This is a genomic window from Lentibacillus sp. CBA3610 (assembly GCF_013373365.1).
In the GTDB taxonomy this organism is placed as follows: Bacteria; Bacillota; Bacilli; order Bacillales; family Amphibacillaceae; genus Lentibacillus.
Genome location: NZ_CP035925.1, coordinates 2226507 through 2238460, shown reverse-complemented (window position 1 = coordinate 2238460; position 11954 = coordinate 2226507). Strand labels below are relative to the sequence as shown.

The 11954-nt window shown below is 48.6% G+C and carries 9 protein-coding genes; all 9 read left to right on the top strand.

From position 1 onward, the window contains the following. Positions 1-388: 388 nt before the first annotated feature. The 9 genes from ilvD (at position 389) to ilvA (ending at position 11899) form a co-directional block, all read left to right on the top strand. Complete coding sequence (gene ilvD / locus Len3610_RS11190) at positions 389-2089, top strand: dihydroxy-acid dehydratase (RefSeq protein ID WP_176448019.1); 1701 nt, start codon at positions 389-391, stop codon at positions 2087-2089. 680 nt (positions 2090-2769) lie between these two features. Next, positions 2770-4497 carry an acetolactate synthase large subunit gene (gene ilvB, locus Len3610_RS11185; RefSeq protein WP_176448018.1) on the top strand — a complete coding sequence of 576 codons (1728 nt, stop codon included), beginning with the start codon at positions 2770-2772 and terminating at the stop codon, positions 4495-4497. Next, entirely contained in the window at positions 4494-5012 is a 519-nt protein-coding gene (gene ilvN / locus Len3610_RS11180; RefSeq protein ID WP_176448017.1) for an acetolactate synthase small subunit, read from the top strand. Before ilvB ends, ilvN begins: the two co-directional genes overlap by 4 nt. 36 nt (positions 5013-5048) lie before the next feature. After that, positions 5049-6095: a ketol-acid reductoisomerase gene (gene ilvC / locus Len3610_RS11175; protein ID WP_176448016.1), complete on the top strand. Its 1047-nt coding sequence runs from the start codon at positions 5049-5051 to the stop codon at positions 6093-6095. Next, positions 6082-7626, top strand: a complete 1545-nt coding sequence (locus Len3610_RS11170; RefSeq protein WP_176448015.1) for a 2-isopropylmalate synthase — start codon at positions 6082-6084, stop codon at positions 7624-7626. The genes ilvC and Len3610_RS11170 overlap by 14 nt, the downstream gene beginning before the upstream one ends. A 90-nt stretch (positions 7627-7716) precedes the next feature. Beyond that, positions 7717-8823, top strand: a complete 1107-nt coding sequence (gene leuB / locus Len3610_RS11165; RefSeq protein ID WP_176448014.1) for a 3-isopropylmalate dehydrogenase — start codon at positions 7717-7719, stop codon at positions 8821-8823. A gap of 17 nt (positions 8824-8840) precedes the next feature. Further along, positions 8841-10253 carry a 3-isopropylmalate dehydratase large subunit gene (leuC, locus tag Len3610_RS11160; RefSeq protein WP_176448013.1) on the top strand — a complete coding sequence of 471 codons (1413 nt, stop codon included), beginning with the start codon at positions 8841-8843 and terminating at the stop codon, positions 10251-10253. A 33-nt stretch (positions 10254-10286) separates the two neighbouring features. Further along, positions 10287-10865 (top strand): 3-isopropylmalate dehydratase small subunit, encoded by a 579-nt coding sequence (gene leuD, locus Len3610_RS11155; RefSeq protein ID WP_176449638.1) that lies wholly within the window; start codon positions 10287-10289, stop codon positions 10863-10865. A gap of 29 nt (positions 10866-10894) precedes the next feature. Further along, complete coding sequence (gene ilvA, locus Len3610_RS11150) at positions 10895-11899, top strand: threonine ammonia-lyase (RefSeq protein ID WP_176448012.1); 1005 nt, start codon at positions 10895-10897, stop codon at positions 11897-11899. The last annotated feature ends 55 nt before the right edge of the window (positions 11900-11954 follow it).

Here is an 11954-nt window from a genome sequence, read left to right as displayed (position 1 = left end):
ATTTCGCGACGACGACAGCGGAAATTCGCGTAATGAAAGTCCAATATCGCGCGATCGCGCGGCGCACCGCTGATTTCGCGCAACGACAGCCTAATATCGCGCGATGCACCACTGATTTCGCGCAATGACAGCCTAATATCGCGCGACGCACCGCTGATTTCGCGCAACACCAGCCCAATTTCGTGCGATGCACCACTGATTTCGCGCGACACCGACCCGATGCACACAACTTAACTCAGCCAGAATTTCGCACAATGCACCTGAATTTGCGACTGAGCACAATACCAGCTCATAAATTTTGCTGAAATGATCACGAAATTCAACAAAAAGATTGAACGATTCGAAAATTAGGTCTATAATTATCCGAAAAAGAAAGGTGGACTGCCGGATGGAAAAAGACTTACGCATCAAAAGCCAGGTATTCAGTGATGATACGATGCGCGCACCGAACCGGGCCATGCTGCGGGCGGTAGGTGTAACGGATGACGATTTCGAAAAGCCAATGATCGGTATTGCCAGCACTTGGAGTGAGGTAACACCATGTAATATTCATATCGATGATTTGGCTGTCAATGCCAAGAAAGGCGCACGGGAAGCAGGAGCGACCCCGCTTATTTTCAATACGATTACGGTTTCAGACGGTATCTCCATGGGAACTCAAGGGATGCGCTATTCGCTGCCAAGCCGTGACTTAATTGCCGACTCAATTGAAACAGTCGTCGGGGCGGAAAGTCTGGATGGTTTTGTTGCGATTGGCGCCTGTGATAAAAATATTCCCGGCTGCATGATTGCGATTGCCAATTCTGATGTACCGGCTGTTTTCGTTTACGGAGGCACAATCGCGCCGGGTTCACACAATGGCAAGGACATCGATCTCGTCTCCGTTTTCGAAGGTGTTGGTAAACATAACAATGGCGATATTGATGACCAGGAACTAAAAAATATCGAGTGCAAAGCATGTCCGGGAGCCGGTGCGTGCGGCGGCATGTACACGGCTAATACGATGGCATCAGCAGTTGAAGCCATGGGGATGAGCCTGCCGGGCAGCTCCTCGAATCCTGCTGAATCCGAGGAAAAAGCAGCAGATTGTGCCGAGGCAGGAGAAGCGGTGTACAAGCTCCTGGAAAAGGGTATTTATCCAAAAGATATTATGACGAAAGAAGCCTTTGAAAACGCGATGACCGTTGTGATGGCACTTGGCGGCTCAACGAACGCCATCCTCCACCTGCTGGGAATGGCACATGCAGTTGGGACCGACATCACGATTGATGATTTCAACCGGATTCAGGAAAACGTGCCGCATTTGGCTGATCTGAAGCCGAGCGGGCAATATGTTATGCAGGATTTGCACTATTCCGGCGGGGTTCAAGCGGTCATGAAGCTGCTTTATGACGCCGGCTATCTGCACGGCGACTGTCTGACAGTAACCGGCAAAACGGTGGCAGAGAATCTGGCGGAAGCGCCATCACTGGCAGAGGATCAAAAAGTGATTGCACCGTTGGATAACCCGAAACGTGCGGATGGTCCGCTGATTGTCCTGAAAGGCAATTTGGCGCCAAGAGGAGCAGTTGCAAAAGTGTCCGGGGTCAAAGTGAAACGCCATACAGGGCCAGCCCGTGTGTTTAATACGGAACAGGAAGCAACAGATGCAGTCAGACAAAATGAAATCCAGGAGGGGGATGTCCTGGTCATTCGCTATGTCGGGCCAAAAGGTGGTCCCGGCATGCCTGAGATGTTATCCGTTTCCAGTTTGCTGGTCGGAAAAGGCTTGGGTGAAAAAGTGGCTTTGCTGACTGATGGCCGTTTTTCAGGCGGCACACACGGTCTTGTCGTCGGTCATATAGCTCCGGAAGCACAAGTTGGCGGACCAATCGCCTTTTTGGAAGAAGGCGACAGTGTCACCATCGACTCCGACAAAAAAGAAATAACAGCCGATGTATCCGAACAAGAACTTGAACAGCGCAAGCAGAAATGGACAGCACCGCCACTGTATAAAAAAGGTGTCTTAGGCAAGTATGCACACAATGTTTCCTGCTCCTCAAAAGGAGCCATAACAGATTTTGTAGACACGATGGGACAAAGGGTCTGACCCCCTCGTGGGACAAGGGGTCAGACCCTTTGTCCCGCCAATAACTCCGGATCACTTGTCCGGGGTTATTTTTTTAGCCTAAATTTCATCTGTAACAAAATTGAAATATTTCAGTACACTTCATGGTGCGTCGTCATTGTAAGCGTTATCAGGTTTTTGGATTTATCAAAAGCATCAAAAAAATTTAAAAATAGCTGTTGACCATTCGGGAAAATCGTTATATGATAAACGGCAATATTAACTTTTCAAAATGTTAGAGAAAGTCAATCAGCCATTAAATTTATATATCCTGAACGCGATGACGGGAAAAAAGGAACATGACGCATGCATTCACAGAGAGCCGGGGTTGCTGGAAGCCCGGAAGTGCATATTGTTCCGACATCTTCTCTGAGTGCCTTGTCGAACGGAAATCCCTATTAGGCTGGGCCGGGTGCAACTCCCTGTACCTGTTACCAAATCAGCTGATCCGATATCAGCTGGCAAGATAGTATCTGTGAGGATGCTATGAAACTGGGTGGTACCGTGGAAAGATGGCTCTTTTCTCCCCAATGATTCTGTAAAATGCAGTTTTGTGTGGGCAGAAAAGGGTCTTTTTTTAATTCACAAAAACTTTGGCGGTTCCCTGACAACACGGGAAGATCCTTAAGTTTTTAATAAAAATATCAAAGGAGGCGAGCGCAGTGAATGTTGAGGCTGAGCAGGAATTAAGACAAATGAAAAAAGAGGTGACCGGTGCTGATTTACTGATTCAGACTTTAACAGCTGCCAATGTGGATACGGTATTCGGTTATCCGGGTGGAGCGGTGCTGCCGATTTATGATGCCCTGTACCGCAGCGATGCACCGTTTCAGCATGTACTGACACGCCACGAACAGGGCGCGGTCCACGCAGCGGAGGGTTACGCACGGGTTACCGGAAAGCCCGGGGTTGTCCTGGCGACTTCAGGTCCGGGGGCAACGAATCTGATTACAGGCATTACTGATGCCATGATGGATTCATTGCCACTGGTCGTATTTACCGGTCAGGTAGCCAGCAATGTCATTGGGACGGATGCCTTTCAGGAGTCGGATGTGATGGGGATTACAACACCGGTCACGAAATACAACTATCAGGTCCGGGATCTGACACAATTACCGCGGATCATCAAGGAGGCATTCCATATCGCATCAACAGGGCGTCCGGGACCGGTGGTTGTGGATATTCCGAAAGATATTTCCTCAACGCTCTCGGATGTCAATGTTGAGGCTGATGTTGATTGCCACTTACCAGGCTATCAGCCGAATAAAAAACCGAATCCGCTGCAAATCGTTAAACTGGCAGATGCGCTAAGCCGTTCCAAAAAACCACTGATTCTGGCAGGGGCGGGTGTAATCTTCGCTGAAGCGGCAGATGAGCTTAAAGCATTTGCTGAAAAACATCAGCTCCCGGTTGTCAATACACTGCTTGGTCTTGGCGGTTTTCCGGGAACACATGAATTGTCACTGGGTATGGGCGGCATGCATGGCAGCTATGCAGCGAACATGGGGATTTATGATTGTGATTTGCTTATCAATATCGGGGCACGGTTTGATGACCGGCTGACCGGCAATCTGAAACACTTTGCCCCGAATGCTAAGGTAGCCCATATCGATATCGATCCGGCGGAAATTGGCAAAAACGTTGAAACAGAGATACCGGTTGTGGCAGATGCCAAAGAAGCATTGGACGCATTACTGGAAAGAGAGACAGCTGTCCATGGTCATGACACTTGGCTCGAGACACTGCACCAGCAGCAGACGGATTATCCTTACTGGTATGACCGTTCTGAAAAATTCATCTCACCACAGTGGCTGACCGAGCAGGTTTATCAGTTGTCGGATGGTGAGGCGATTGTCACGACAGATGTCGGACAGCATCAAATGTGGGCGGCGCAATATTATCCATTTGCCAAGCCGAACCGCTGGGTAACGTCAGGCGGGCTTGGGACAATGGGATTTGGCTTTCCGGCCGCGGTCGGTGCCCAACTGGGAGCACCGGATGAACTGGTTGTGGCTGTTGTCGGTGATGGCGGTTTCCAGATGACAGCCCAGGAACTGTCAGTCATCAAAGAAAAACAACTGCCGGTTAAGGTTGTCATCGTCAATAATCAGTCGCTCGGAATGGTCCGGCAATGGCAGGAGACATTTTACGAAGAAAGGTATTCCGAATCCATTTTTCCGGAAAACCCCGACTTTGTTAAATTGGCGGAATGCTACGGGATCCGTGGCATGAAAGCTGAACAAGAATCAGAATTGACGGAAGTTCTGGAAAAAGCCTTCGCTTATGATGGTCCGATTGTGATTGACTGCCGTGTCGTTCAGGAAGAATGTGTCTACCCGATGATTGCTCCCGGAAAAGGGCTGCACGAGATGATAGGGGTGACACGATGAGACGGATCATTACAGCTGATGTTCAGGATCAGAGCGGCGTCCTGAACCGGATTACCGGCATGCTGCATAAGCGGCAGTTCAATATCGAAAGCATTTCTGTCGGTAAATCGGAGCGGGACGGCATATCAAAAATGACGTTTGTTGTGGAAGTCAGTGACGATCAAAAGCTCGAACAATTGACGAAACAGCTGAACAAACAAATTGATGTTCTGAAGGTGAAAGATATTACGGAAAAGGCGATTGTGGCACGCGAACTGGCGTTGATCAAAGTTGGCGGAAGCGGCCAGCAGCGTGCTGAAATCCAGGGAGTCATTAACCCATTCCGGGCTTCCGTCATTGATGTCAGCAAGGATAGCCTGACCATCCAGGTGACGGGCAAACCGGATAAGATCGAAGCGCTGATTGCCTTATTAAGACCATATGGCATAAAGGAACTCGCACGAACTGGTATGACAGCATTTCTGAGAGGTTATCAGCCTCAGGAGGTTACTGAAATCAATTCACATTTGGTTTAAAAAATTTACCAATCAATAACAAGGAGGACGAAAATCATGTCAAAAGTACTTTATGAAAAGGATATTCAAAAAGAGGTATTGCAGGCGAAAAAGATTGCGGTAGTCGGCTATGGCTCACAAGGTCATGCTCACGCACTTAATCTCCGGGAAAGCGGCTATGATGTTGTCGTAGGATTGAGACCGGGAAAATCGCAGCAAAAAGCAGAAGATGACGGGTTTCATGTCGCATCGGTTGCTGAAGCTGTCAAACAGGCGGAAGTCGTGATGGTTCTGCTTCCGGATGAACATCAGACAGCGGTTTATGAAGAAAGCATTAAACCGAATCTTGAAGCGGGCAATGCGATTGCATTTGCACACGGGTTCAATGTTCATTTTTCACAAATCGTCCCGCCGAGCGATGTGGATGTCTTTATGGTCGCGCCAAAAGGACCCGGACACCTGGTTCGCCGCACATTTGAAGACGGTGGCGGTGTCCCGTCACTATATGCCGTCTATCAGGATGTTACGGGAGGCGCCAAGGAAGTCGCACTTGCTTATGCACAGGGCATCGGCTCAGCTCGGGCGGGTGTTCTGGAAACGAGTTTTCAGGAAGAAACGGAAACCGACTTGTTCGGTGAGCAGGCTGTTCTGTGCGGCGGGCTGACCAGCCTTGTCAAAGCCGGATTTGAAACATTGACCGATGCCGGATACCAGCCGGAAGTTGCTTACTTTGAATGTCTCCATGAAATGAAACTGATCGTTGATTTGATGTATGAAGGCGGCATCGAAAATGTGCGTTATTCCATTTCAGATACAGCTCAATGGGGTGACTTTGTTTCCGGCAAGCGCGTCGTCAATGACGAAACGAAAGAACGTATGAAAGAAATTTTGAATGAGGTGCAGTCGGGTGAATTTGCCAAAGGATGGATCCTGGAGAACCAGGCAAACCGTCCGCAGTTCAATGCGATCAATGCCAGGGAAAACAACCATCAGATTGAACATGTTGGAAGGGAGCTGCGCGAATTAATGCCTTTTGTTAAACAGCCGTTGCAAGCAAAACAAAAGAATGAACAAAAGGATGTGAAGGCACATGTCACAAATTAAAATTTTTGATACGACGTTGCGGGATGGCGAACAATCACCGGGCGTCAATTTGAATAAACCGGAAAAACTGGAAATCGCCAAACAGTTGGAGAGACTCGGTGTGGACCGGATGGAGGCAGGATTCCCTGCTTCCTCCCAGGGCGATTTTGAAGCCGTCAAAGAAATCGCCAGAACGATTAAAAACACATCCGTCACAGGGCTGGCACGAACAGTTAAATCAGATATTGATACAGCATGGGAAGCTCTGAAATATGCTGAGGAGCCGCGTTTGCATCTATTTCTGGCAACATCCCCGATTCATATGACGTATAAGTTGAAGCAGACACCGGAACAGGTAATGGAAAATGCCGTGAGTATGGTCCGTTATGCACGGGAGAAGTTTCCACAAGTGGAATGGTCGGCCGAAGACGCATCACGATCAGACTTGACTTTTCTGGCCCAAATCATTGAAAAAGTGATTGACGCCGGGGCGACAGTTATTAATCTGCCGGACACGGTCGGCTACACGACACCGGAGGAATATGGCTATATGTTCCGCTATATCAGGGAAAATGTTCCGAATATTGATAAAGTAGAGCTCTCATGCCACTGTCATAATGATCTGGGATTGGCTGTTGCGAACTCGATTGCCGCTGTGGAAAATGGGGTCACTCAAGTTGAGGGGACCATCAACGGCATTGGGGAAAGAGCCGGCAACGCATCACTTGAGGAAGTCGCTGTTGCATTGCGTGTCCGATCAGATTACTACAAATACAGCACCGGATTGAAGCTTGATGAAACAAAGCGCACGAGTGATTTGATTGCCAAACTGAGCGGTATGTACGTGCAGGCGAACAAGGCGATTGTCGGGCGCAATGCCTTCCAGCACGAAGCAGGCATTCATCAGGATGGTGTTTTGAAGAACAAAGAAACCTACGAAATCATGACGCCGGAAATGGTCGGTGTCAAAGCCGATACCTTATTCCTCGGAAAACATTCCGGACGCCATGCCTTTAAGGACAGAGTGAATGACCTTGGAGTTGATCTTTCGGACGATAAGCTGAAAGAGGCCTTCGAGATGTTCAAGCAGCTGACTGATCGTAAACGGGAAGTGACGGATGATGACCTGTATACCATCCTAATGGAAATCCAGACGGACACAGCAGCTGTCAATAAATATCAACTGGAAATGTTCCAGGTGCAGTACGGGACGTCAAATATTCCGACAGCAACAGTTTCCCTGACAACGCCGGATGGCAAGTCCGTCCAGACAGCTCAAACAGGGCAGGGAAGTGTTGAAGCGTTATATAAAACACTGGACACATTGATTACGGAAGAGCTGCATTTAACTGACTACCAACTTAATTCTGTCGGACGCGGCAAAGATGCCCTCGCTGAATCGCATGTACAGCTGGTCGTCAATGGCGAAACGATGAACGGAAGAGGCACAGCACAGGACGTCCTGCAAGCCTCCGTCAATGCGTTTTTAAATGCCGTCAACCGGTATATTATTCAACAAAGCACATCAAATCAAGAGCAGGTTGTTAAATGACCTAACTGAAGCAGGAACTCTAAAAAAGCGAATACAGCTCATGACATGCTGGCAAGTTTGCCTGAAAACAAACAAAGGAGGGGGAAGTAAATGAATAAACACATTGTTTTGCTTCCGGGTGATGGTGTTGGGAACGAAATTGTGGAATCGGCAAAACACGTGCTGCATGCAGCAGCCAGCGAATTTGGCCACAGTTTTACACTGCACGAGTACGCAATCGGCGGTGCGGCCATCGATCACTATGATACCCCGCTTCCGGAAACGACTCTTGAAGCGTCCCGGGAGGCTGATGCCATTTTACTCGGAGCTGTCGGCGGTGACAAATGGGATGCACTTCCTGCAGAGAAGCGGCCGGAAAAAGGCTTGCTGGGAATCCGCAAAGCGCTTGGGCTGTTCGCTAATTTGCGCCCGGTCAAAGGATTTCCATCATTGCTGCATGCTTCCCCGCTGAAAGAGCATATCATCGATGGAAGTGATATTTTAATTATCCGTGAACTGACAGGCGGACTTTATTTCGGCAAGCCGAGTGAACGTCGGGATAACGGCAATGCCGTGGTCGATACACTTTATTACGCACGGGATGAAATGGAGCGGATTATTGATAAAGCATTTCAAAGCGCCCGCTTGCGGCGTAACCATCTGACATCCGTTGATAAAGCCAACGTTTTGGAATCCAGCCGGATGTGGCGTGAAATCGTCAACGAAAAAAGCAAGGAATATCCTGATGTTGTGGTTGAACATGAACTGGTTGACGCGGCTGCCATGAAACTGATCACCCAGCCAAATCAATTTGATGTCATGGTGACTGAGAATATGTTCGGAGACATTTTAAGTGATGAAGCGTCAGTCCTGACCGGTTCATTGGGAATGCTGCCATCTGCAAGCATCCGATCTGATGGTGTCGGTTTGTATGAACCGGTCCATGGTTCAGCGCCTGATATTGCCGGAAAGGGAATTGCCAATCCGTTAGGCACCATTCTTTCAGTGGCCATGATGTTAAGACATTCATTCCAAATGGAAGAAGAGGCTGCCGCTGTTGAACGCGCAGTTCGTGAATCACTGGCACAAGGCTATTATACAACTGATCTGGATATCAAAAACGGCCAGCTCGTCAGTACTGAACAAATGACGGCTGCTGTTGTGGAAAATCTGACCGTTAAAAGTGTTTCGGATAGTATTTGCAATATATATGTCTAGTAAATGGAGGTGACAAAATGGGAAAGCCGGAAACGATTGTTGAAAAGATTTGGAAGAAACATGTGGTGCATGAGGAAGCAGATAAACCGAATCTGATGTATATTGATTTGCATCTCGTGCATGAAGTGACGTCCCCGCAAGCGTTTGAAGGGCTTCGGCTGAATAACCGGAAAGTAAGAAGACCGGACTTGACCTTTGCGACAATGGACCACAACGTGCCAACGAAAAACAGGGATGTCATTGACGATCAAATTTCCAAAAAACAAATGGAAACATTGAAGAAAAATTGTCAAGACTTTGGTATTACACTGGCCGATATGTTTCATCCCGATCAGGGGATTGTCCACGTCATCGGGCCGCAGCTGGGACTGACACAGCCAGGTAAAACGATTGTCTGCGGTGACAGTCATACGTCCACTCACGGGGCTTTCGGCGCATTGGCGTTTGGCATTGGCACAAGTGAGGTCGAGCATGTACTGGCGACCCAGTCACTGTGGCAACAACCACCGAAAACATTGAATGTTCACGTGGAAGGTGATCTTGGAACAGGCGTAACCGCAAAAGATTTAATTTTAGCGATTATCTCCAAATTCGGCGTTCGTTTTGGCACCGGTTATGTGATGGAATATACGGGTGAAGCGATCCGCAATTTGTCAATGGAAGGCCGGATGACCGTTTGTAATATGTCAATTGAGGCCGGCGCAAGAGCTGGCTTGATCAGTCCGGATGAAACGACGGTGGAATTTTTGCGTGATAAGCCGCATGTGCCGCAAGGGGAAGCGTTCGATGCGAAAGCTCGTGAATGGCTCGATTTGGCAACCGATGAAGGGGCCGTGTATGATGAAACGGTCACAATCAATGCCGAGGAAATCGAACCGCAAGTATCATGGGGCACCAACCCCGGCATGTGTGTTCCGGTCAGCGGGAGCACACCGGATGTGAATATGTCTGAAAATCAGGACGATGTATCACGCGCCCTTGATTATATGGGGCTTGAAGCAAATCAGCCAATCCAGTCGATCAACATTGACCATGTATTTATCGGCTCCTGTACGAATTCACGCATTACTGACTTGCGTAAAGCGGCTAAAATTGTTGAAGGCCACCAGGTGAATGACGATGTCAGGGCAATCGTGGTCCCGGGATCATTCGGGACAAAACTGCAGGCCGAAAAAGAAGAGCTGGATGTTATTTTTAAAGAAGCCGGCTTTGAGTGGCGTGAAGCAGGGTGCAGCATGTGTCTGGCGATGAATGATGATGTTGTGCCACCAGGCGGCCGCTGTGCATCGACGTCGAACCGGAACTTTGAGGGCAGGCAGGGCAATGGCGCCCGCACGCATTTGGTAAGTCCGGAAATGGCGGCAGCTGCGGCGATTCAAGGCCATTTTGTAGATGTCAGGAAGTTTGCGGCAAACGTTTATTCAGCATAACGTGTGCTAAAAAGCTGATGGGAGGTGTCAATACTGGAACCGATACGGAAACATGAAGGAGCAGTTGTTCCGTTAAACCGGGCGAATGTCGATACGGATCAGATCATCCCGAAGCAATTTTTAAAACGAATTGAACGAAGCGGATTTGGTCAGTTCCTTTTCTATAATTGGCGGTTTGATGAGAATGGAGACGCGCGTGATGATTTTGTCCTGAATAAACCGGCGTATCAAAATGGGACGATTTTACTCGCTGGGGAAAACTTCGGCTGCGGGTCATCCAGGGAGCATGCGCCGTGGTCGCTCGAGGACTATGGATTTCGCGTTATTATTGCATCAAGCTTTGCCGATATCTTTTATAATAATGCGATGAAAAATGGCATCATTCCTGTCCAAATGAACGAGGAACAAGTACAACAATGGATGAAACAGGCTGAAAAGGATGAATTAGTGCTGACAGTGGATTTGGAGAAACAGATGATTCAGGATGGGGAACGGAAAATTGATTTTGGCATTTCACCCTATCACAGGGAAAATCTGCTTCATGGACTGGATGATATTGCACTCACATTGCAGCACGAAGATAAAATTACGACGTTTGAGAACGTTCGATAGATTTTTATAGAACAACCGTATTTCATATCATGAAGGAGAGTGACGAAATTGGGAATTGCTTAACAGGTGACCTCGTTGCTGCAGCGCGAAATCGTTTAGCAACATTAGCTCACCGGACCCCCGTTATGAGATCAGCGACAACTGATGCGCTCGTCGGAAAACGCGTTTATTTTAAAATGGAAAACCAGCAGAAAACCGGTTCATTCAAGTTCAGAGGTGCAAGTTTTAAATTAATGCAACTATCGGATGAACAGCTGGAAAGAGGTGTGATTGCGGCATCTGCAGGCAATCATGCTCAAGGGGTGGCGAATGCTGCCGCAAAATTGAATGTCCGGGCAACGATTTTTATGCCGGAAAAAACGCCGGCAGCCAAAGTGAACGCAACACGCGCTTATGGCGCAGAGGTTGTGCTGACGGGAGAGTCGTTTCAGGAAGCTTATGATGCCTCCATGAAGCGGCAAATACAGACTGGGGCGGAATATATCCACCCGTTTGACGATTATGATGTCATGGCCGGTCAGGGGACGATTGCCACGGAAATGCTTCAGCAGGAAGACCGGATTGATACGATCCTGGTTCCGGTCGGCGGCGGTGGACTGATAAGCGGAATCGCCGCCGCTGCCAAGCATATGAGCCGCCATGTCAAGGTTATCGGTGTTCAGTCAGCCGGTGCATCTGCCATGTATCAAAGCTACTATCATAATCGTGTTAAACAGCTTGATCAGGTATCAACGATTGCAGAAGGGATTGCTGTCAAGAAACCAGGTGAGCGGACGTTACCGCTGATCAATGAGTATGTGGATGATATTGTCACGGTAACGGATGAGGAAATCGCGTCGGCAATAGTCTACATGCTTGAACGTAACAAGACATTGCTGGAAGGCGCTGGGGCTGCAGCACTGGCCGCACTGTTTGCTCATGGCAGCCACATTAAATCGGAGCACTGCGGTATCATTGTCAGCGGCGGGAATATGGATATCAGTACCCTGCCGATGATTCAAAGGCTGTCGAAAAAATGGCATCATTCGGCGTGAAGGGAAACCAATTTTAGCTCGTGATGTTTGATTGGGCTCTCAGATCTAGGGAGCC

Bases quoted from the DNA above. Each gene is read 5' to 3' on its own strand.
- ilvN (WP_176448017.1), top strand. From the start codon at position 4,494: ATGAGACGGATCATTACAGCTGATGTTCAGGATCAGAGCGGCGTCCTG.
- ilvA (WP_176448012.1), top strand. From the start codon at position 10,895: ATGAAGGAGAGTGACGAAATTGGGAATTGCTTAACAGGTGACCTCGTT.
- leuC (WP_176448013.1), top strand. From the start codon at position 8,841: ATGGGAAAGCCGGAAACGATTGTTGAAAAGATTTGGAAGAAACATGTG.
- leuB (WP_176448014.1), top strand. From the start codon at position 7,717: ATGAATAAACACATTGTTTTGCTTCCGGGTGATGGTGTTGGGAACGAA.
- ilvD (WP_176448019.1), top strand. From the start codon at position 389: ATGGAAAAAGACTTACGCATCAAAAGCCAGGTATTCAGTGATGATACG.
- ilvC (WP_176448016.1), top strand. From the start codon at position 5,049: ATGTCAAAAGTACTTTATGAAAAGGATATTCAAAAAGAGGTATTGCAG.
- Len3610_RS11170 (WP_176448015.1), top strand. From the start codon at position 6,082: ATGTCACAAATTAAAATTTTTGATACGACGTTGCGGGATGGCGAACAA.